This is a genomic window from Streptomyces sp. NPDC008137, assembly GCF_042957035.1.
Lineage (GTDB): Bacteria > Actinomycetota > Actinomycetes > Streptomycetales > Streptomycetaceae > Streptomyces.
Map to the genome: position 1 here is coordinate 115,209 of NZ_JBIBHN010000020.1, position 18,993 is coordinate 134,201.

General features: G+C 70.9%; 19 protein-coding genes. 10 read left to right on the forward strand and 9 right to left on the reverse strand.

The window, feature by feature from the left end; genetic code table 11:
* Nucleotides 1-40: 40 nt before the first annotated feature.
* The 4 genes from araD to ACFZBT_RS27540 all read right to left on the reverse strand — a co-directional run bounded on the left by araD (nt 41) and on the right by ACFZBT_RS27540 (nt 4,073).
* Nucleotides 41-1,771 (reverse strand): L-arabinonate dehydratase, encoded by a 1,731-nt coding sequence (gene araD, locus ACFZBT_RS27525; protein ID WP_391108618.1) that lies wholly within the window; start codon nt 1,769-1,771, stop codon nt 41-43.
* On the reverse strand, nt 1,768-2,679 hold the full coding sequence (locus ACFZBT_RS27530; RefSeq protein ID WP_391108621.1) for a dihydrodipicolinate synthase family protein: 912 nt from the start codon (nt 2,677-2,679) through the stop codon (nt 1,768-1,770). The genes araD and ACFZBT_RS27530 overlap by 4 nt, the downstream gene beginning before the upstream one ends.
* Nucleotides 2,676-3,335, reverse strand: coding sequence for an FCD domain-containing protein (locus ACFZBT_RS27535; protein WP_391108624.1), 660 nt, complete (start codon nt 3,333-3,335; stop codon nt 2,676-2,678). The genes ACFZBT_RS27530 and ACFZBT_RS27535 overlap by 4 nt, the downstream gene beginning before the upstream one ends.
* Before the next feature lie 150 nt (nt 3,336-3,485).
* On the reverse strand, nt 3,486-4,073 hold the full coding sequence (locus ACFZBT_RS27540; protein WP_391108627.1) for a TIGR03086 family metal-binding protein: 588 nt from the start codon (nt 4,071-4,073) through the stop codon (nt 3,486-3,488).
* 144 nt (nt 4,074-4,217) lie between these two features.
* On the opposite strand from ACFZBT_RS27540, the gene ACFZBT_RS27545 reads away from it, so the two are divergent.
* Together ACFZBT_RS27545 and ACFZBT_RS27550 are read left to right on the forward strand one after the other, a co-directional pair.
* Complete coding sequence (locus ACFZBT_RS27545) at nt 4,218-4,673, forward strand: SRPBCC domain-containing protein (RefSeq protein ID WP_391108630.1); 456 nt, start codon at nt 4,218-4,220, stop codon at nt 4,671-4,673.
* 100 nt (nt 4,674-4,773) lie between these two features.
* On the forward strand, nt 4,774-6,012 hold the full coding sequence (locus tag ACFZBT_RS27550) for an MFS transporter (RefSeq protein WP_391108633.1): 1,239 nt from the start codon (nt 4,774-4,776) through the stop codon (nt 6,010-6,012).
* Nucleotides 6,013-6,047: 35 nt separating this feature from the next.
* Here ACFZBT_RS27550 and ACFZBT_RS27555 read toward each other — a convergent pair whose 3' ends face one another.
* Together ACFZBT_RS27555 and ACFZBT_RS27560 are read right to left on the reverse strand one after the other, a co-directional pair.
* Complete coding sequence (locus ACFZBT_RS27555; protein ID WP_391108636.1) at nt 6,048-7,214, reverse strand: hypothetical protein; 1,167 nt, start codon at nt 7,212-7,214, stop codon at nt 6,048-6,050.
* Nucleotides 7,211-8,152, reverse strand: coding sequence for a 5-dehydro-4-deoxyglucarate dehydratase (locus tag ACFZBT_RS27560; RefSeq protein WP_391108638.1), 942 nt, complete (start codon nt 8,150-8,152; stop codon nt 7,211-7,213). The genes ACFZBT_RS27555 and ACFZBT_RS27560 overlap by 4 nt, the downstream gene beginning before the upstream one ends.
* A 223-nt stretch (nt 8,153-8,375) precedes the next feature.
* Here ACFZBT_RS27560 and ACFZBT_RS27565 point away from each other — a divergent pair, with 223 nt between their 5' ends.
* The 8 genes from ACFZBT_RS27565 to ACFZBT_RS27600 all read left to right on the forward strand — a co-directional run bounded on the left by ACFZBT_RS27565 (nt 8,376) and on the right by ACFZBT_RS27600 (nt 16,218).
* Entirely contained in the window at nt 8,376-9,185 is an 810-nt protein-coding gene (locus ACFZBT_RS27565) for an NAD-dependent epimerase/dehydratase family protein (RefSeq protein ID WP_391108641.1), read from the forward strand.
* Between the two features lie 322 nt (nt 9,186-9,507).
* Complete coding sequence (locus ACFZBT_RS27570) at nt 9,508-10,275, forward strand: DeoR family transcriptional regulator (protein WP_391108644.1); 768 nt, start codon at nt 9,508-9,510, stop codon at nt 10,273-10,275.
* Between the two features lie 105 nt (nt 10,276-10,380).
* Nucleotides 10,381-11,754 (forward strand): extracellular solute-binding protein, encoded by a 1,374-nt coding sequence (locus tag ACFZBT_RS27575; RefSeq protein ID WP_391108647.1) that lies wholly within the window; start codon nt 10,381-10,383, stop codon nt 11,752-11,754.
* Nucleotides 11,751-12,692: an ABC transporter permease subunit gene (locus ACFZBT_RS27580; RefSeq protein WP_391108650.1), complete on the forward strand. Its 942-nt coding sequence runs from the start codon at nt 11,751-11,753 to the stop codon at nt 12,690-12,692. The genes ACFZBT_RS27575 and ACFZBT_RS27580 overlap by 4 nt, the downstream gene beginning before the upstream one ends.
* Nucleotides 12,689-13,513, forward strand: coding sequence for an ABC transporter permease subunit (locus tag ACFZBT_RS27585; RefSeq protein WP_391108653.1), 825 nt, complete (start codon nt 12,689-12,691; stop codon nt 13,511-13,513). Before ACFZBT_RS27580 ends, ACFZBT_RS27585 begins: the two co-directional genes overlap by 4 nt.
* Nucleotides 13,510-14,499: an alcohol dehydrogenase catalytic domain-containing protein gene (locus ACFZBT_RS27590; RefSeq protein WP_391108656.1), complete on the forward strand. Its 990-nt coding sequence runs from the start codon at nt 13,510-13,512 to the stop codon at nt 14,497-14,499. Before ACFZBT_RS27585 ends, ACFZBT_RS27590 begins: the two co-directional genes overlap by 4 nt.
* 230 nt (nt 14,500-14,729) lie before the next feature.
* On the forward strand, nt 14,730-14,951 hold the full coding sequence (locus ACFZBT_RS27595; protein WP_391108659.1) for a hypothetical protein: 222 nt from the start codon (nt 14,730-14,732) through the stop codon (nt 14,949-14,951).
* Between the two features lie 64 nt (nt 14,952-15,015).
* The gene (locus tag ACFZBT_RS27600; RefSeq protein WP_391108709.1) at nt 15,016-16,218 is read left to right on the forward strand and encodes a TerD family protein; all 1,203 of its coding nucleotides are present in this window, start codon (nt 15,016-15,018) and stop codon (nt 16,216-16,218) included.
* Nucleotides 16,219-16,473: 255 nt separating this feature from the next.
* Here the strand turns inward: ACFZBT_RS27600 and ACFZBT_RS27605 are convergent, their stop codons facing one another.
* The 3 genes from ACFZBT_RS27605 to ACFZBT_RS27615 all read right to left on the reverse strand — a co-directional run bounded on the left by ACFZBT_RS27605 (nt 16,474) and on the right by ACFZBT_RS27615 (nt 18,993).
* The gene (locus ACFZBT_RS27605; protein ID WP_391108662.1) at nt 16,474-17,049 is read right to left on the reverse strand and encodes a TetR family transcriptional regulator; all 576 of its coding nucleotides are present in this window, start codon (nt 17,047-17,049) and stop codon (nt 16,474-16,476) included.
* Nucleotides 17,050-17,111: 62 nt separating this feature from the next.
* Nucleotides 17,112-17,984: an ABC transporter permease subunit gene (locus ACFZBT_RS27610; RefSeq protein ID WP_391108665.1), complete on the reverse strand. Its 873-nt coding sequence runs from the start codon at nt 17,982-17,984 to the stop codon at nt 17,112-17,114.
* Nucleotides 17,974-18,993: an ABC transporter permease subunit gene (locus tag ACFZBT_RS27615; RefSeq protein WP_391108668.1), complete on the reverse strand. Its 1,020-nt coding sequence runs from the start codon at nt 18,991-18,993 to the stop codon at nt 17,974-17,976. The genes ACFZBT_RS27610 and ACFZBT_RS27615 overlap by 11 nt, the downstream gene beginning before the upstream one ends.

The following is an 18,993-nucleotide window of genomic DNA, read 5'->3' on the forward strand; positions in this document are numbered from 1 at the left end:
GTCGATCGCGCAGTTCCCCGCGCCCCCGGGGTGGGCCGAATCAGCCCGCGTACGGGTCCTGCACCTTGCCCGGGCGGGCCAGGAACTCGAAGTCGCAGCCCGTGTCGGCCTGCGTGATCTGCTCGTTGTAGAGCGCGCCATAGCCGCGCTCGTACCGGGTGGGCGGCGGTGTCCAGTCCGCCCTGCGCCGCTCCAGCTCCTCGTCGTCCACGTTGAGATGGAGGGTGCGGGCCTCGACGTCGAGCGTGATCATGTCACCCGTGCGGACGAGGGCGAGCGGTCCGCCGATGTACGACTCGGGGGCCACGTGGAGCGCGCAGGCGCCGTAACTCGTGCCGCTCATCCGGGCGTCGGAGATGCGGACCATGTCCCGCACGCCCTGCTTGAGCAGGTGGTCGGGGATGGGGAGCATGCCGTACTCGGGCATGCCCGGGCCACCCTTGGGTCCGGCGCCCCGCAGCACGAGGACGCTGTCGGCGGTGATGCCCAGCTCGGGGTCGTTGATCGTGCGCTGCATCGTCTTGTAGTCGTCGAAGACGACGGCGGGGCCGGTGTGCTTGAGCAGGTGCCGCTCGGCCGCGATGTGCTTGATGACGGCACCGTCCGGGCAGAGGTTGCCGCGCAGCACGGCGACTCCGCCCTCGGCGGCGACCGGGTTCTCGCGGGAGCGGATGACGTCGTCGTCGTGGACGACGGCGTCCCCGATCTGCTCTCCCAGGGTTCCGTTGACGGTGGGCCGGTCCAGGTGCAGCAGGTCGGTGATCCGCGAGAGGAAGGCGGGCAGACCGCCGGCGAAGTGGAAGTCCTCCATGAGGTACGTCTGTCCGCCGGGCCGGACGTTGGCGAGCACCGGCACGGTGCGGGCGACGCGGTCGAAGTCGTCGAGGGTGAGCTCGACCTGGCAGCGCCCCGCCATCGCGATCAGATGGATGACGGCGTTGGTGGAGCCGCCGAGCCCGAGCACCGTGGTGACGGCGTCCTCGAAGGCCTCGCGGGTGAGGATCATGGACGGCTTGAGCGCGGTCCAGGCGAGTTCCACGGCACGGCGCCCGGAGGCGGCGGCCATCCGCTCGTGCCCGGAGTCGACGGCCGGGATCGAGGAGGCGCCCGGCAGCGTCATACCGAGGGCTTCCGCCGCCGCGGTCATCGTCGACGCGGTCCCCATGGTCATGCAGTGACCGGGTGAACGCGCCAGCCCGCCCTGCAGCTCACGCAGTTCGCAGTCGGTCAGGTTGCCCGCGCGGTGCTCGTCCCAGTACTTCCACATGTCGGTGCCGGACCCGAGGGTCTCACCGCGCCAGTGGCCCGGCAGCATCGGCCCCGCCGGCACGAAGATCGCCGGTACGTCGGCCGAGGCAGCGCCCATGAGCAGCGCCGGCGTCGACTTGTCGCAGCCGCCGAGCAGCACCGCCGCGTCGATCGGGTACGACCGCAGCAGTTCCTCCGTCTCCATCGCGAGCAGGTTGCGGTAGAGCATCGGGGTCGGCTTCTGGTACGTCTCGGAGAGGGTGGCGACCGGGAACTCCAGCGGGAAGCCGCCGGCCTGCCACACCCCGCGCTTGACGGCCTCGGCGCGCTCGCGCAGATGGACGTGGCAGGGATTGATGTCGGACCAGGTGTTCAGGACGGCGATCACCGGGCGGCCCCGGTACTCCTCCGCCTCGTAACCGAGCTGGCGCATCCGGGCGTTGTGCGACCAGGTGCGCAGCTGGCCCTCGGCGCCGTACCACTGATGGCTCCTGAGGTCCTCGGGGCGCAGTCTGCCGGTCATATCGACCACCCCGCGGCGATGGCGGCGACCTCGGCGCGCTCGCTCTCCGGGAGCGGCTTGCTCGGCGGCCGGACCTCGCGGCGGCACAGTCCGAGGGAGGCGAGGGCCTCCTTGACGACGGTGACGTTGTTGGCGGAGCCGCTGTCGGCGCGCAGTTCCTCGAAGCGGCGGATCTGCTCCCAGACCTTCATGGCGGCCGGGTAGTCGCCGGAGCGCAGTGCCTCGATCATGTTCAGGGAGACGGCGGGGGCGACGTTGACGAGCCCCGAGGTGAAGCCGGTGGCGCCCGCGGAGAAGTAGGAGGGGGCGTACGGCTCGGCGAGGCCCGCCACCCACACGAAGCGCTCCAGCCCGGCGTCCCGGGCGAAGGCGGCGAACCTGGCGGCGTCCGGTACGGCGTACTTCACGCCGATGACGTTCGGGCAGGCGTCGGCGAGTTCGGCGAGCCGGGCACCGGTGAGCTGCGGGTTGCGGACGTACGGGACGACGCCCAGCTCGGGCACGGCCTCGGCGATGGCCCGGTGGTAGTCCACCCAGCCGGACTGGGAGACGTAGGGGTGGACGGGCTGGTGGACCATCACCATCTGGGCGCCGAGTTCACGGGCGTGCCGGGCGGAGGCGATGGCGGTCGGGACGTCATGCCCGACGCCGACCAGGACGACGGCCCGGTCCCCGGCCTCGTCCATGGTCAGCTCGGTGACCAGACGGCGCTCTTCGGGGGTCAGGGCGTAGAACTCGCCGGTGTTGCCGTTCGGGGTGAGGGTCGTGATGCCGCCGTCGAGCAGACGGCGCAGCAGGGCCCGGTAGGTGTCCTCGGCGACGGAGCCGTCCTCGGCGAACGGGGTCACCGGGATCGCCACCACGTCGGCCAGGGCCGCCCGCTGGGTCTCGAACGCCACGCTGCTCATTGCTGACCTTCCTGTTCCAGTCCTGCCTCGGGGAAAGCACGCCGTACGAAGGACGCGATGTGGGAGTGGAGGGCGCGGGCCGCGCCGTCGGCGTCGCCGTCGAGGGCGAGCCGGAGGATCTCGCGGTGCTCGCCGGCCTCCCGCTCCCAGGACGGCGAGGCGGCCCAGGCGACGGCGGAGACCAGCGCGGCCTGGTCGCGGACCTCGTCGAGCATCCGGCCGAGCAGCGGGTTGCCGCAGGGCAGGTACAGGGCACGGTGGAACTCCCGGTTGGCGAGGGAGCGTTCGGCGGTGTCGATGGCCGCGTCGGCCCTGGTCAGCGCATCGCGGGCGGCGTCCAGGGAGGCCCCGCGCTGCACGGCGCGCTTCAGCGCCTCGGGCTCCAGCAGCAGCCGTACGTCGTAGACCTCGCGCGCCATGTCCGCGTCGACCAGGCGCACCGTGACGCCCTTGTACTGGCTCATCACGACCAGCCCGGTCCCGGCGAGGGTCTTGAGCGCCTCGCGCACCGGGGTCTTCGACACCCCGAACTGCGCGGCGAGCTCGGTCTCGACCAGCGCCTGCCCGGGCGTCAGCTGCCCGGTGAGGATGCGGTGTTTGATCCCTTCCAGCACGAACTGCGTGCGGGAGGGGATCGGCGTGGGCACAGAGGTCATGCGCGCCTCTCGGATCTCGCGTCTCGACGGATCGCGTATGGGATCTCGCGTATCGCGTCTCATATATGACGTACGAAGTACGACGCGATGACGGTAGGAGGGCGCGTGTGGTTCGTCAATGCTTTCGACAAAGGAAAGGGAAATCGCTTTCTACGGCCGGGGCGTCCACCCCGGCTCCCGCCCGCTCAGCCCCACCGCCCGGTCCAGCAGCGCCGCGTCCGCCCCCACGGGCACGACGGGGCCGAAGATCTCCCCGCGACCGGGGTCGTCGGCCGCCGCGAGGAAGTCGCGGCAGACCTGGAGCGCGGCCGGGTCCGGGGCATAGGACTGGCCGGTCGCGCGGGCCAGGTCCCAGCCGTGGATCACCAGCTCGTCGGTGGCGACGAGGCCCGCGATCTCGCCGGGCAGGTCCAGGCCTCCGGCCCGGGTCATGCCGGTCCACGCGGCCGGGTCGCGCCAGGCCTCGGCCAGTTCGCCGAGCACCTGGGGCAGCTCCTCGCGCCAGCCGGGGCCGATGTCCGGGAGCGCGGACTGCGGGTTCGTGTCGGTCGTGGCGCCGAGCTCCTTGCGGCCTGCGTCACGGAAGGCGGCGGCGAGGTGGAACAGATGTCCCAGCACATGGCGCACCGCGTACTCGGGGCAGGGCGTCGGATCCGCCAGCTGCTCGTCGGTGACGCCTTCGGCCAGGCGCGCCACGACCGCTGCCTGCGGTCCGAGGTCCAGGATCGTGTCGGTCATCGGCTGCTCCTCCTGGTTCCGTTCCTGGGAGGTAGACCGGCTCGGGCCATGGAACTCATCGCCACGGAATCGTGGCCCATGGTCAGCCAGCATAAAATGCACATTGGGGTTATTCCAGGCACCTTCGGTGGCAGGTGGTGCGTGATGACACAGGACGGCCAGCTGAGACTGCATCTGGAGTGCGAGCTGGCGGGTGAGCCCGTGCGCGTGTTCCGAGAGCTGACCGACCCCGGGGAAGTGGCCCGCTGGTGGGGCCCCGACGGGTTCAGCACCCCGAGTGTGGAGATCGACCTCCGCCCCGGTGGCGCCTACCGGATCGCGATGCAGCCCCCGGAGGGCGAGCTGTTCCACCTGGTGGGCGAGTACATCGACGTCGATCCCCCGGTAGGCCTGTCGTACACCTTCCGCTGGGAGGACCCCGACCCCGAGGACCGGGAGACGGTGGTCACGCTGTCGCTGCACGACACCGACGCCGGACGGTCCGCACTCACCCTCGACCAGGGCGACTTCGCCACTGAGCGGCGGCGGGCACTCCACGAGGAAGGCTGGCTCCAGGGCCTCGGCAAGCTCGGGGCGATGCTCGCCTCGCAAGGGGACTGATCACTGTCCCCACGCTGGGAATCGATCACTGTCCCCACGCTGGAATCTAGGGCACCCTCCCGATCCCTCCGCCCGGTCCTTAGTCCCACGATGGCCAGGCATGACGACCAAGTCGACCTGGCCTCTCGTGCTCGTCCTGCGTGACCGCGACGCGGCGCTCTGCCTCTCCTCGGTGGTGGTCTCCGGCTTCGGCACCTCCGCCCTGTGGCTGGCGTCCGGTGTATGGGTCAAGGACCTCACCGGCTCGGACGGCCTGGCCGCGCTGTGCGTGCTCGCCATGTGGCTGCCGACCCTGGCCGGTCCGCTGCTGGGCACCCTCGCCGACCGGGGCCACCGCAAGCCGCTGCTGATCGGCGTGAACATGCTCCTGGGCGCCCTCCTGCTCACCCTCGTGAGGATCGACGCCCCGGGCGACCTGTGGCTGCTGTACGCGGTGCTGTTCGTGTACGGCGCGGCGGGCGTCGTCCATGACGCGGCCGAGTCTGCGCTCGTGACCGACGCCGTCGACTCGTCCCTGCTCGGCGACTTCAACGGCCTGCGCATGACGGCCAACGAGGGCATGAAACTCCTGGCCCCGCTGGCGGGCGCGGGCCTGTACGCGGCATACGGCGGTGCGAGCGTCGCCCTCCTGGACGCGGCGACGTTCGTGCTGGCCACGGGGCTGTACGCGCTGCTGCGGGTCCGGGAGCAGAAGCCCGCGCCACCGACCGGAAGCCGACGGAAGCGGACCGCCGAGGGCGCCCGCCACCTCTGGTCCCACCCCGCGCTGCGCCCCCTGGTCCTGGCGGGCGGCGCGACCATGCTGTGCGCCGGGGTGAACGGGGCAATGGTCTACGCCGTCGTCGACGGCCTCGGGTACTCCCCCGCGTACGCCGGTGTGCTGTACGCCGTGCAGGGCGCCGGGTCGGTCGCGGTGGGCCTGATCTCCGGCACGGCCCTGCGCCGACTGGGCGAGCGGCGCTTCGCGGCGTACGGCATCGCCCTGCTGGCCGTCGCGGTGGCCCTGCGGGCGGTGCCGTCCGACCCGCTGGTGCTGGTGTGCGGCGCGGCGATCGGCGCGGGCCTGCCCGCGGTACTGATCGCCACCCTGACCTCGGTGCAACGCGAGACCCCCGGCCCACTGCTGGGCCGCGCCACCGCCACGGCCAACACGCTGGTGTACGCCCCGAACGTGATCGGCCTGGCCGCCGGGGCGGCCCTGGTCGAGCTGACCGGCCACCGGCTCGTCCTGGTGGCCCTGGGCATCGCCCTCCTGGCGACGGCGGCCCCGCTGCTTCAGCGCCCGGCGCGGACCGAGCCGGGCGCCTCCCGGTCACGGTCGGACACCGACCCGGCATGACCACTGGCACCGAGCCACCCCGCGCCCTGGCCGCGTCAGCGACCCGCGAGAACGGCGCGGACCGCCTCCAGGTCGCCGTCCGACGCCAACCCGGCGTGATAGAGCCGCAGTTCCGTGGCGCCGAGTCGTTGGGCCTCTGCCGCGTCGTTGGCGAGGGTGCCCGGGCTGCCGCCCATGCCCGAGACGACGGGGAAGTTGGCGGCGATGACGGCGCCCTCCTTGCCCTGGCTCGCGAACGGCGTCAGGGTGCCGGTGCCGCCCGCGCAGGGCACGACCACGCCGTCCGCGACGGAGAGGATGTGCGCCGGGTCGACGCCGGGGTTGGCACCGACGTGGTAGGACACCGGGTCCGCGTGCAGCAGTACCTGGAAGCCGTCGGGGGCGGCCGCCCGGACCGCCGCGACCGCCTGCTCCTGAAGCGTGCGGGCGGTCTCGTCGCGGTACGCGCGTGTGGTGTTCGCGAGGGTCTCGCCGAGGAGCTTCTCGATGCCCGGCCAGCCCCCGTCGGAGGGCGTCGCCCCCTGCCAGACCGGCTCCAGCGCGGTCCGTACGGCGGCGGCCAGCTCGTCGGCGTCCAGGCCGTGCCGGCCGTAGCCCTCCCGGCAGGACGGACAGAAGCACAGCGCCATCAGGTACTGCCCGGCGTCACCGAGGCCGATGCCGCCGGTCTTGTCGTGGGCGTGCAGATGCTGCAGGCCGTACCAGCCGAGGGACTCCAGCTCGGTGCCCCGCGCCCCGGGCCGTACGGCCGCCTCCGCCGCCAGGTCGGTCAGGTACGCGCGCGTGGCGGGCTGGGCGATGCACGGCGCCCAGGGGTAGCGGTCGCCGTAGGCGTTGACGACCGAGGTGTCCGGGTGCTCGGCGCCGAGGCGGGAGTTGTGGGCGAGCACGACCCAGGTGTGCACCTCGAGACCGGCGTCCGCGAGAGCGGCCGCGGCCTCCCCGAAGGCGTCCCCGGGGGCCCAGGCACCGGCCGCGTAGGGGCGCAGCTCACGTCCCTCCCAGCGATCGTCCGCCGGGTAGAGCACGGAGGCGTGCTCGGCGGTGACGATGCGGTGGCGCGGGTGGCGGGGAGTGAGGGCGCGCGTGGAGTGGTAGGCGGCGGCGAGCGTCACCTGCTCCACGCCGAGCGCGGCGATCCGCGCGGGCGCCTCCGGGTCCCCGTTGACGTCCCAGGGGTAGACGAATGCCGACGCCTTCATCGGGCCTCCTCCAGCAGCGCGTAGCCGCGTTCGATCAGTTCGGCGAGCTGCTTGACATGATCCTCGGTCGGCTCGTGCAGCGGAGGCCGCACCTCGCCCACGTCCAGTCCGCGCATCCGTACCCCGGCCTTGACGAGGGCTACGGCGTAGCCGCGGCCTTGGGCGCGCAGCTCGACGAACGGGCGGAAGAAACCGTCCAGCAGCTTCTCCACGGTCCGCTCGTCGCCGTTCCCGAGGGCCTGGTGGAAGGCGAGGGCTAGCTCGGGCGCGAAGCAGAACACGGCGGAGGAGTAGAGCGTGACGCCGAGGGCGCGGTAGGCGAGCTGGGTCTGCTCGGCGGTCGGCAGGCCGTTGAAGTACAGGAAGTCGCCCGGGACCTCCGAGCGCACGGCGCTGATGACGCGCTGCATGAGGTCGAGGTCGCCGAGCCCGTCCTTGAGGCCGATGATCCCGTCCGTGCGGGCCAGTTCGACGACGGTCTCCGGCGTGAAGACGGCGTTGTCGCGCTGGTAGACGATGACCGGCAGGGAGGTCGCCGCGGCCACCTCCCGATAGTGCCGCAGCAGCCCCTCCTGCCCGGCGACGACGAGGTAGGGCGGCATGGCGAGCAGCCCGTCCGCCCCGGCGGCCTCGGCGAGGCGGGCGTAGCGCACGGCGAGCGCGGTGCCGTACCCGGCGCCCGCGACGACCGGCACGCGCCCCTCGGTCGCCTCGACGGCCGCCCGGACGCACCGCTCGAACTCCTCGGGGGTGAGCGCGTGGAACTCGCCGGTGCCGCAGCAGGCGAACACGGCGGCGGCTCCGGCCTCCACCCCGCGACGTACATGCGTGCGGTAGGCGTCGAGGTCCACGGAGCCGTCGGGGCCGTACGCGGTGACCGGGAAGAACAGCGGTCCGCTGGGGACGGTGAGCCGAGCGGCGAGAGGGGCTGACGTCACAAGCTCTCCCGGTTCCATATTCATGATTGGCGTCTATATTTCTGAACACCTCCACGCTAAGGCGCCCCCTCGGTGCCGGTCAAGCGCACGAACCCGCGACGCACCAGCGGATTCGCCGCTCCCGCGACATACTTGACGGGCTCCACCCCGGCTCCATAGCGTGTCCACGCATATGAATGCCGTGCACCCATGTACACGGTGGCCCATTCAAGGAGAACCGAGGATGCCCGCTCCCCGCACCGTTCTGCTCACCGGCGCCGCCGGCGGCCTCGGCACCCTGATGCGGGACCTGCTCCCGGCCTACGGCTACGAGCTGCGCCTGCTCGACCTGCGCCCGATCGAGGACGCGCCGGACGCGATCGTCGCCGACCTCGGCGACAAGGAGGCCGTGCGCGAGGCCGTCCGGGGCGTCGACGCGATCATCCACCTCGCGGGCATCTCCCTGGAAGCCCCCTTCGAGAAGATCCTCAAGGCGAACATCGAGGGCACCTACCACCTGTACGAGGCCGCCCGCGAGGAGGGCGTGGGCCGGATCGTCTTCGCCTCCTCCAACCACGCCGTCGGCTACACCCCGCGCCCCCAGGGCAACGACCCGCTCATCCCCGTCGACACCCCGCACCGCCCGGACACCTTCTACGGCCTGTCCAAGTCCTTCGGCGAGGACCTCGCGCAGTTCTACTGGGACAAGCACGGGATCGAGACGGTCTCCGTGCGCATCGGCTCCTGCTTCGCCGAGCCGACCAGCGTGCGCATGCTGTCGGTGTGGATGAGCCCGGCCGATGGCGCCCGCCTCCTCCACGCGAGCCTGACCGCCGAGAACGTCGGCCACACCGTCGTCTACGGCTCCTCCGCCAACACCCGGCTCTGGTGGGACCTCACCACGGCGCGAGCGCTCGGCTACGACCCCCAGGACGACTCCGAGCCCTTCGCCGAGAAGCTGATCGCCGAGCAGGGCGAGCTGCGGGACGGCAACGAGGCGCACGCGTACCTTGGCGGCCAGTTCGTGACGGACCCGCCGATCTGGCCGTACTGACCGGAAGACAGCACCTCGGGCGGCGGGCGGGCAGAGAACGGGCCCGCCCGCCGGCGTATCCGGGCACCCGCCGCACCCTGGCCGTAGGCGCGTCAGCGCCACGTCCAGGGGCGCGGGGAACTGCGCGACCAGCCACGACGAACCCGCGGCCGCCACACCACCGCACCGCCTGGGCTCATGGGCCCGCCTCGCCCGAACGGGCACACGCGGGCAGCATCGAGCCCGCATCAGGCCTGGTCACCACACCCGACCCCCTGTAGAACTTCCCCAAGGCCCGACCGAGGGCCCGAACGGGCAGCACAGCAGGAGGCGGGTGACGGCCATGAACAGAACCGCGGAAGAACGTCAGCGCGAGATCGTGCTCGTCGCACGCCGCGACGGCTCGGTCGACGTCACCGCGCTCGCCGGCGAACTGGGCGTGGCCAAGGAGACCGTACGAAGGGATCTGCGCGTCCTGGAGGACCACGGCCTGCTCCGCCGCACCCATGGCGGCGCCTACCCCGTGGAGAGCGCCGGCTTCGAGACGACGCTCGCCTTCCGCGCCACCAGCCACGTCCCCGAGAAGCGCCGGATCGCGGCCGCCGCGGCCGAGCTGCTCGGGGACGCCGAGACCGTCTTCGTCGACGAGGGCTTCACCCCGCAGCTCATCGCCGAGGCACTCCCGAGGGACAGGCCGCTGACCGTGGTCACCGCGTCCCTGCCGGTCGCGGGCGCGCTCGCCGAGACCGACACCGTCTCCGTCCTGCTGCTCGGCGGCCGGGTCCGCTCCGGCACCCTCGCCACCGTCGACCACTGGACGACGAAGATGCTGGCCGGCTTCGTCGTCGACCTGGCGTTCATCGGCGCCAACGGCATCTCCCGCGAACACGGCCTCACCACCCCCGACCCGGCCGTCAGCGAGGTCAAGACGCAGGCGATCCGGGCCGCCCGCCGCACGGTCTTCGCGGGCGTGCACACCAAGTTCGGAGCGGTCAGCTTCTGCCGGTTCGCCGAGGTCGGCTCGCTGGAGACGATCGTGACGAGCACCCTGCTGCCGACGGCCGAAGCCCACCGCTACTCACTGCTCGGACCCCAGGTCATCCGGGTCTGACACCCGAACCGACGTCTCACACCCAGGTCCCGCACCGACATCCCCCATCGGGCGCAGCCATGCCCTGAACAACCCCTTATCTCCCCATACTTCCAGGAGCGATCCATGCGAACCCAGAGCCGACGACGGCCACCGCGAGCCACGCTCGCCGCGGCCGCCGCAGGGACGCTGCTCGCCCCGCTGCTCTCCGGCTGCTGGGTCGGCGCGGGCGGGGCCGGATCCGGCGGCGACGCCATCAACGTCCTCATGGTCAACAACCCCCAGATGGTCGAGCTGCAGAAGCTGACCCGCGCCCACTTCACCAAGGAGACGGGCATCAAGGTCAACTTCACGGTCCTGCCCGAGAACGACGTCCGCGACAAGATCAGCCAGGACTTCGCCAACCAGGCCGGCCAGTACGACGTCGCCACCCTGTCCAACTACGAGATACCGATCTACGCCCGCAACGGCTGGCTGCACGAGATGAACGGCTACGTCGCCAAGGACCCGGCCTATGACGAGCAGGACGTCCTGAAGCCGATGCGCCAGTCCCTCACCGCGGAGGACGGCAAGCTCTACGGCCAGCCCTTCTACGGCGAGTCGTCGTTCCTGATGTACCGCAAGGACGTGTTCGAGAAGAAGGGCCTGACCATGCCCGCGCACCCCACCTGGCAGCAGGTGGCGGACCTCGCGGCGCGGGCCGACGGCGCCGAACCGGGCATGAAGGGCATCTGCCTGCGCGGCCTGCCCGGCTGGGGCGAGGTGATGGCGCCCCTGACCACGGTCGTGAACACCTTCGGCGGCACCTGGTTCGACAAGGACTGGAAGGCGCGGCTCGACTCACCCGCCTTCGAGAAGGCGACGAAGTTCTATGTCGACCTGGTGCGCGAGCACGGCGAGTCCGGCGCCGCCCAGTCCGGCTTCGCCGAGTGCCTGAACAACATGACCCAGGGCAAGGTCGCCATGTGGTACGACGCCACCTCCGCGGCCGGATCCCTGGAGGCGGCGAACTCCCCGGTCAAGGGCAAGGTCGGCTACGCCCCCGCCCCCGTCGAGAAGACGAAGTCGTCCGGCTGGCTCTACACCTGGGCCTGGGGCATCCAGAAGTCCTCCCGCAACCCGGACAACGCCTGGAAGTTCGTCTCCTGGGCGTCCGGCAAGGGCTACGAGGAACTGGTCGGCGACAAGGCCGGCTGGTCGAACGTCCCGGCCGGCAAGCGGGCGTCCACCTACGCCAACGCCGACTACCGCGAGGAGGCCGCCGCCTTCCAGGAGATGACCAAGGAGGCCATCGAGGGAGCCCGGCCCGACGACCCCGGCGTGCAGCCGCGGCCCGCGCCCGGCATCCAGTTCGTCGGCATCCCCGAGTTCACCGACCTCGGCACCAAGGTCTCCCAGGAGATCAGCGCGGCCATCGCCGGACGCCAGTCCGTCGAGTCGGCCCTGGAGAAGTCCCAGCAGCTCGCCGAGAAGATCTCCGAGGAGTACGAGGGACGATGACCACCACGACAACGGCCCCCGTGGCCTCCCCCGAGCTCCGCACCCCGGTCCGCCGGCCCTCCGCCCGGCTGCGCGCCTGGGCCACCCGGGCCCCGCTGCTGCCCGCCCTGATCTTCATGGTCGTCGTCACCCAGCTGCCCTTCGTGGCCACGCTGGTGATCTCCTTCTTCGACTGGAACGCCCTCTATCCCGACGCCCGGCACTTCACCGGCCTCGACAACTACCAGGAGGTCCTCACCGACGCGGACCTGCGCCACTCGGTGTGGACGACCGTGCTGCTGACGGTGGCGGTGGTCCTGGCCAGCCTGGTGCTGGGACTCGTCCTCGCCCTGCTGCTGGACCGGAGGTTCCGGGGCCGGGGCGTCGTCCGCACCCTGCTGATCGCGCCGTTCCTGGTGGTCCCGGTGGCGGCGGCGCTGCTCTGGAAGCATGTGCTCTACAACCCTGAATACGGTCTGCTCAATGGGTTGTTGCACTATGTGGGCGGCCCACAGCCCGACTGGATCTCCAACACCCCGCTGCTCGCTGTCGAGGCCTCCCTCGTCTGGCAGTGGACGCCGTTCATGATGCTGATCCTGCTCGCCGGACTGCAGAGCCGGGACCACGAGCAGGTCGAGGCGGCCCGGGTCGACGGCGCGAGCGACTGGCAGATCTTCGTCCATCTGACCCTGCCGCACCTGCGCCGCTACCTCGAACTGGGCGCCCTGCTGGGCTCGATCTACATCGTCCAGAACTTCGACGCGGTCTTCACGATCACGTCCGGCGGCCTCGGCACCGCCAACCTTCCCTACACCGTCTACCAGAGCTTCTACCAGGCCCACGAGAACGGCCTCGCCTCGGCCGCGGGCGTCCTGGTCGTCATCGGCTCGATCGTCATCGCGACCTTCGCCCTGCGCGTGGTGTCGTCCCTGTTCCGCGAGGAGGTGTCCCGCGCATGAACGCCGTACGCCGCAACAGCATGGGCCTCATGGCCTGGCTGGCCGGGATCGTGTTCTTCCTGCCCATCGCCTGGATGGCCCTGACGTCCCTGCACTCGGAAGCCGACGCGGCGACCAACCCGCCCTCCTTCGCGGCCTCCCTCACCCTGGACGGCTACCGCGAGTTCTTCGGCGCGGGCGGCGGCGCGAGCCCCTGGCCGGCCCTGATCAACTCGGCGGTCGCGTCCGTGGCCTCGACCCTGCTGGTCCTGCTGCTGGCCTTCCCTGCGGCCTACGCGCTGTCGATCAACCGCGTCCGCAAGTGGACGGACGTCCTGTTCTTCTTCCTCTCCACGAAGATGCTGCCGGTGGTGGCGGGCCTGCTGCCGATCTACCTGTTCGCGAAGAACGCCGGGATGCTCGACAACATCTGGCTGCTGGTCATCCTCTACACGTCCATGAACCTGCCGATCGCGGTGTGGATGATGCAGTCGTTCCTCGCCGAGATCCCGGTCGCGGTGATCGAGGCCGCGAAGGTGGACGGGGCGAGGCTTCCGACGGTCCTCGCGCGCGTGGTCGCCCCGATCTCCCTCCCCGGTATCGCCGCGACGGCGCTGATCTGCTTCATCTTCAGCTGGAACGAACTGCTCTTCGCACGGGTGCTGACCGGGGTGGTCGCCGAGACCGCCCCCGTCTTCCTGACCGGCTTCATCACCAGCCAGGGCCTGTTCCTGGCGAAGGTGTGCGCCGCGTCGCTCGTCATCTCCCTGCCGGTGCTCGCCGCGGGGTTCGCCGCCCAGGACAAACTGGTCCAGGGCCTGTCGTTGGGAGCCGTGAAATGAAGGCCGCCGTCATCGAGTCCGTGGGCAAGGCCGTCGTCGCCGAGGTCCCGGACCCGACGCCAGGGCCGCGCGAGGTCGTCGTGGAGGTGGCCGCCTGCGGCCTCTGCGGCACCGATCTCCACATACTCCAGGGCGAGTTCGCCCCGGCGCTGCCGATCGTGCCCGGGCACGAGTTCGCGGGCGAGGTCGTCGGGGTCGGCAACCGGGTCACGGAGGTGGCGGTGGGCGACCGGGTCGCCGTCGACCCGTCCCTCTACTGCTACGAGTGCCGCTACTGCCGCACCGGCCACAACAACCTCTGCGAACGCTGGGCGGCGATCGGCGTCACGACGGCCGGCGGCGCCGCGCAGTTCGCGGTGGCCCCGGTGGCGAACTGCGTGAAGCTCCCGGAACACGTCCGCACACAGGACGCGGCCCTCGTGGAGCCGCTGTCCTGCGCGGTACGCGGCTACGACGTGCTCCAGTCCCGCCTCGGCGCGCACGTCCTGATCTACGGCTCCGGAACGATGGGCCTGATGATGCTGGAGCTGGCCAAGCGCACGGGCGCGGCGAGCGTGGACGTCGTCGACGTGAACCCGGCCCGCCTGGAGACGGCCCGCCGCCTGGGTGTCTCGGCGTCGGCCGCGAACCCCGACGAGCTCGACCGCCCGCAGGGCTGGGACCTGGTCGTCGACGCCACGGGCAACGCGGCGGCGATCCAGGACGGCCTGGACCGGGTGGCGAAGGCGGGGACGTTCCTGCAGTTCGGCGTGGCCGACTACGCGACCCGCGTGACGATCGACCCGTACCGCGTCTACAACCAGGAGATCACCATCACGGGCTCGATGGCGGTGCTGCACAGCTTCGAACGGGCGGCGGAGCTGTTCGCGAACGGCGTGCTGGACCCGGAGGTCTTCATCAGCGACCGCATCCCGCTGGAGCGCTACCCGCAGGCGCTGGAGCAGTTCGCGTCCGGCGTGGGACGGAAGATCGTCGTGGTGCCGTAGCCAGGACTCACGGACCGAACCGCGCGTGGGGTGCGACCCCCTCCGGCCGCACCCCACGCGTCCCCCGAACACGGTCCGCAAGATCCTTCCAAGCCAGTCTTGTGCAGCCGGGCCGCCCAGGGGAACATCCGCCTGATTCCGATCTTCGACGGATTGACAGCAAAACACCTATCAATGACCGCCCGCGAAATTCACTGGGGCGCCTGCCCCCCGCCTCGTACCCTCGCGGCATGCCACGACCCCACGGATTCAGCTACGAGCAGCACACCGGCGGAACCGTCCGCATCACCCACCACGGCCGCCCCGCCACCACCCTGAACGGCCCCCGGGCGGCCCAGTTCCTCGCCGAGGTCGAGACCTCAGACCCCCAGCTCGTCATGGCCCGCTGGACCGGCGACTACAAGCGGGGCAACGAACGCACCGCACGCGACCACCCCCGCAACCGCCGCTGACCCGATTGGCGGCAAGGTAAGGGAACGGCAAAACCGCCTCGCTCGTTCACCCGGCATGACAGCTATGACCCCCGGCTCGAACATCCCCCTGTCCGCCGCCCGCGTGACGGTGGACGTCGCCGCTCCCGTGCGGCTCGACGTATCGGGCCTGCTGCTCACCGCCGACGGCAAGGTGCGCTCCGACGACGACTTCATCTTCTACAACCAGCCGTCGGGCCCGGGCGTGACGTACCGCTCCGGCGGCGGCACCGCGCCCGACGCGATCACGGTCGACACGACGGCCGTGCCCCCCGGCATCGAGAAGATCATCGTCACCGCCAGCCCGGACGCCGCGGGCCAGACCTTCCAGGGCGTGGAGCCGACCGCCACGATCCGCAACGCGGACGACAGCTCCGTCCTGGCCTCGTTCACACCGCCGCAGCTCGGCAGCGAGACGGCCCTGGTGATCGTGGAGATCTACCTGCGCAACGGCCAGTGGAAGGCCCGCGCGGTGGGCCAGGGCTACGCCAACGGCCTCGCGGGCATCGCCACGGACTTCGGTGTGACGGTGGAGGAACCTGCCGCCGCCCAGCCGGTGACCCCGCCCCCGGCCCCCATGCAGCCGCCGGTGGCCCCGCCGGCCCCGCCCGTCTCCGCCCCCGCGGCACCCCCGGCCCCGGCCACCCCTCCCCCGCCCGCGCCCGGCACCGGGAAGATCAACCTCGACAAGGGCCGCGTCAGCCTCCAGAAGAACCAGACCGTCTCCCTCGTCAAGGGCGGCCGCCCCCTGCTCTCCTCGGTCAAGATGGGCCTCGGCTGGGAGCCGGCGTACCGCGGCAAGGACATCGACCTCGACGCCTCGGTCATCGCCTACGGGCCGCAGCGCAACCACATCGACAGCTGCTACTTCGGCAAGCTCCAGATCGTGGGCGGCGCGATCAAGCACTCCGGCGACAACCTCACGGGCGAGGGCGGCGGGGACGACGAGGTGATCATGGTCGACCTCGGCCGGCTGCCGCAGGAGGTCACCGGCCTGGTCTTCACGGTCAACTCCTTCTCCGGCCAGAAGTTCACGGAGGTCGCGAAGGCCTATTGCCGCCTCCTGGACGGCACGACGGGCGAGGAACTGGTCCGCTTCGACCTCACCAGCGCCGAACCGCAGACCGGCGTCATGATGGCCAAGCTGATCCGCCAGTTCTCCGGCGAGTGGGACATGACGGCGATGGGCGACTTCGTGAAGTCCCGCACGGTCAGGGGCATGGTCAAGCCGGCAGCCCAGGCCCTGTAAACACCCTTCTCCCCCGCGCCCCTTCAGGGGCGCGGGGAACGGCGCGACAAGCCACACACTCCCCACACCCTGCAAACCCCCATCTCCCCCACGTCCTCAGGGGCGCGGGGAACTGCGCGACAAACCACACACTCCCCACACCCTGCAAACCCCCATCTCCCCCACGTCCTCAGGGGCGCGGGGAACGGCGCGACAAACCACACACTCCCCACACCGCCGGAACTCCCGCACCCCTACGGCGCCCGGCCCCGCCACTCACACCCCCCTCGGCAGCAACCCCTCCACCAGCAGCGTCAAATACCGCCGCACATACCCACACTCCGCATCCGCCAGCTCCGCCGCCACGGCGACCCCATGAACCAGCCGCAGAACATCGATCGGCTCGACATCCCCCCGCAGCGCGCCCACCTCCCGTGCCGCACGCACCAGCCGCCCCGCCGCACCCTTCACCGAGTCACCGCACGCCGCCCCCACGGAGGCGCCCGCGTCCGTCACGGCCGGACCCAGCAGCGCCTTGAGACCACGCACCGCGATCAGCCCCGCACCGAGCTCGTACAGCCACTCCACCAGCGCCTCGCCCGGCGGCAGCCCGGCCGCCAGCTCATCCGCCCGGGCCGCGATCGCCTCGATACGGTCGAGATACACGGCCTCCAGCAGCGCGTGCCGGGTCGGGAAGTGCCGGTACAGCGTGCCGGAGCCGACCCCGGCCCGCTTGGCGATGTCGTCGAGCGACGCGCTTTCCCCGTGCTCGGCGAAGGCCTCCCCGGCCGCCTTCAGCAACCGCTCGTAGTTGCGCCGGGCGTCCGCGCGCATGGGCCGGACCTGCGCCACAGTCACTCCCTGCAGAACGGGGACATTCCCCGCATCCTATCGAGGCGATCCGGCCCACCGCTTTACATCTTCATCGCCCCTGCCGCCAGGTCCCGCAGGAAGTGCCGCGCCCCGATCAGGAACACGACGATCAGCGGGATGACGCTCATCAAGGCGCCCGCCATCACCAGGGAGTAGTCCGTGTTGTAGAGGACGTTGAGATTCGCCAGGGCGACCTGGAGGGTGACCTTGTCCGGGTCGATCATGACGACCAGGGGCCAGATGTAGTCGTTCCACAGGCCGATGAACGTGAAGATGCCGAGGAAGGCCAGGGCCGGGCGGAACAGCGGCAGGGCGACCGTCCAGTAGAGGCGGAAGAAGCCGGCGCCGTCGATCCGCCCCGCGTCCAGCAGCTCGTCCGGCAGTGAGTTCTGGGCGTACTGGCGCATCCAGAAGATGCCGAACGCGTTCGCCGCGCCGGGGATGATCAGCGCCTTCAGCGAGCCCGCCCAGCCGAACTCGGCCATGGTGACGAACTGCGGCACCAGGGAGAGCTGCGCGGGGATCATGTAGGTCACCAGCAGCATCCCGAAGAGGAACTTCTTCGCCGGGAACTCGTACTTGGCGAAGGCGAACGCGGCCAGCGAGTCGAAGAACAGCACCAGCACGGTGCCGAGCACGGCGACGACGACGGTGTTGAACAGCGAGCCGAAGAAGTCGACGGTGTCGAGCACCCGCCCCATGTTGTCCAGCAGATGCGGCCCCGGCAGCAGCTTGGGCGGGTAGCGGTAGATGTCCTGAGTGGTGCCGGAGGCCAGCACCACCAGCCAGTAGAAGGGGAAGAGTGAGACCAGTACCCCGAACAGCAGCGTCGCCCGCACGCCGATACGGCTGAGCCTGCTGCCGGAGCTGATGGCCAGCCCCGCGCTGCCGGTCGTCCTGTCGTCAGCGGCCATGGCGAGCCCCCTTGCGGCGCAGCAGACCGGCGATGCCGGGACGGCGGTCGTCGTCCGAGCCGGCGACCAGCCGCCAGTTGATGATGGTGAAGATGGCGATGATCGCGAAGAGGACCCAGCCCATCGCGGCGCCGTAGCCGAACTGGTGCTCCATGAAGGCCTTCTGCCACAGATAGAGCACGATGGTCATGCCTTCCTGTCCCGGACCGCCGGTGGTGCCGACGTCGGTCGACTGGAAGAGCACCTGGGACTCGGTGAAGATCTGCAGGCCGTTGATGGTGGAGGTGACGGCGGCGAACAGCACCACGGGCCGCAGCTGCGGCAGTACGACCCGGAAGAGGGTCTGCCAACTGTTCGCGCCGTCGACGCGGGCGGCCTCGAAGTGCTCGGTGGGGATGGCCTGGAGGCCCGCCAGGAAGATCAGCGCGTTGTAGCCGACCCACCGCCAGATGATCATGAGGGAGACGGACGACTTGATGCCCCACTCCGAGGACAGCCAGCCGATCCCGTCCACGCCGATCGCCCTCAGCACCGCGTTGGCGAGGCCCGCCTGGGCGAAGACCGAGCCGAAGACGACGGTCATGGCGACCATCGAGGTCACGTTGGGGATGAAGTACGCCACCCGGTAGACGCCGCTGAAGCGGACCTGCGAGTGCAGCAGGAACGCCAGCACGAGCGCCAGAAACAGCATCGGCACCGTCGACAGCAGCCAGATCTCGAAGGTGTTGAGCACCGAGTGCCAGAACACCGAGTCCTGGAGCAGCCAGCCGTACTGCTTGAACCCGACGAAGCGCATGTCGCCGATGCCGTCCCAGTCCTGGAAGGACAGGTAGACGGAGAAGACGATCGGGAAGGCACCGAAGACGGCGAACAGCACGTAGAACGGGGAGATGGCGAGCAGGGGCGGGATGTGGCGCCTGCGTCCGCCCGGGGTGGTGGACCTGGTACGGCGGGCGGGTGGCCGCTCGTCGGCCGCCGGCGCTCCGGCCGGGTCGAGAACCGTGGCCAT

Bases quoted from the DNA above. Each gene is read 5' to 3' on its own strand.
- ACFZBT_RS27580 (WP_391108650.1), top strand. From the start codon at position 11,751: ATGACCACCACGACAACGGCCCCCGTGGCCTCCCCCGAGCTCCGCACC.
- ACFZBT_RS27600 (WP_391108709.1), top strand. From the start codon at position 15,016: ATGACCCCCGGCTCGAACATCCCCCTGTCCGCCGCCCGCGTGACGGTG.
- ACFZBT_RS27595 (WP_391108659.1), top strand. From the start codon at position 14,730: ATGCCACGACCCCACGGATTCAGCTACGAGCAGCACACCGGCGGAACC.
- ACFZBT_RS27590 (WP_391108656.1), top strand. From the start codon at position 13,510: ATGAAGGCCGCCGTCATCGAGTCCGTGGGCAAGGCCGTCGTCGCCGAG.
- ACFZBT_RS27575 (WP_391108647.1), top strand. From the start codon at position 10,381: ATGCGAACCCAGAGCCGACGACGGCCACCGCGAGCCACGCTCGCCGCG.
- ACFZBT_RS27535 (WP_391108624.1), bottom strand. From the start codon at position 3,335: ATGACCTCTGTGCCCACGCCGATCCCCTCCCGCACGCAGTTCGTGCTG.
- ACFZBT_RS27545 (WP_391108630.1), top strand. From the start codon at position 4,218: ATGACACAGGACGGCCAGCTGAGACTGCATCTGGAGTGCGAGCTGGCG.
- ACFZBT_RS27565 (WP_391108641.1), top strand. From the start codon at position 8,376: ATGCCCGCTCCCCGCACCGTTCTGCTCACCGGCGCCGCCGGCGGCCTC.
- ACFZBT_RS27530 (WP_391108621.1), bottom strand. From the start codon at position 2,679: ATGAGCAGCGTGGCGTTCGAGACCCAGCGGGCGGCCCTGGCCGACGTG.
- ACFZBT_RS27555 (WP_391108636.1), bottom strand. From the start codon at position 7,214: ATGAAGGCGTCGGCATTCGTCTACCCCTGGGACGTCAACGGGGACCCG.
- ACFZBT_RS27615 (WP_391108668.1), bottom strand. From the start codon at position 18,993: ATGGCCACGGTTCTCGACCCGGCCGGAGCGCCGGCGGCCGACGAGCGG.
- ACFZBT_RS27570 (WP_391108644.1), top strand. From the start codon at position 9,508: ATGAACAGAACCGCGGAAGAACGTCAGCGCGAGATCGTGCTCGTCGCA.
- ACFZBT_RS27550 (WP_391108633.1), top strand. From the start codon at position 4,774: ATGACGACCAAGTCGACCTGGCCTCTCGTGCTCGTCCTGCGTGACCGC.
- ACFZBT_RS27540 (WP_391108627.1), bottom strand. From the start codon at position 4,073: ATGACCGACACGATCCTGGACCTCGGACCGCAGGCAGCGGTCGTGGCG.
- araD (WP_391108618.1), bottom strand. From the start codon at position 1,771: ATGACCGGCAGACTGCGCCCCGAGGACCTCAGGAGCCATCAGTGGTAC.
- ACFZBT_RS27585 (WP_391108653.1), top strand. From the start codon at position 12,689: ATGAACGCCGTACGCCGCAACAGCATGGGCCTCATGGCCTGGCTGGCC.
- ACFZBT_RS27610 (WP_391108665.1), bottom strand. From the start codon at position 17,984: ATGGCCGCTGACGACAGGACGACCGGCAGCGCGGGGCTGGCCATCAGC.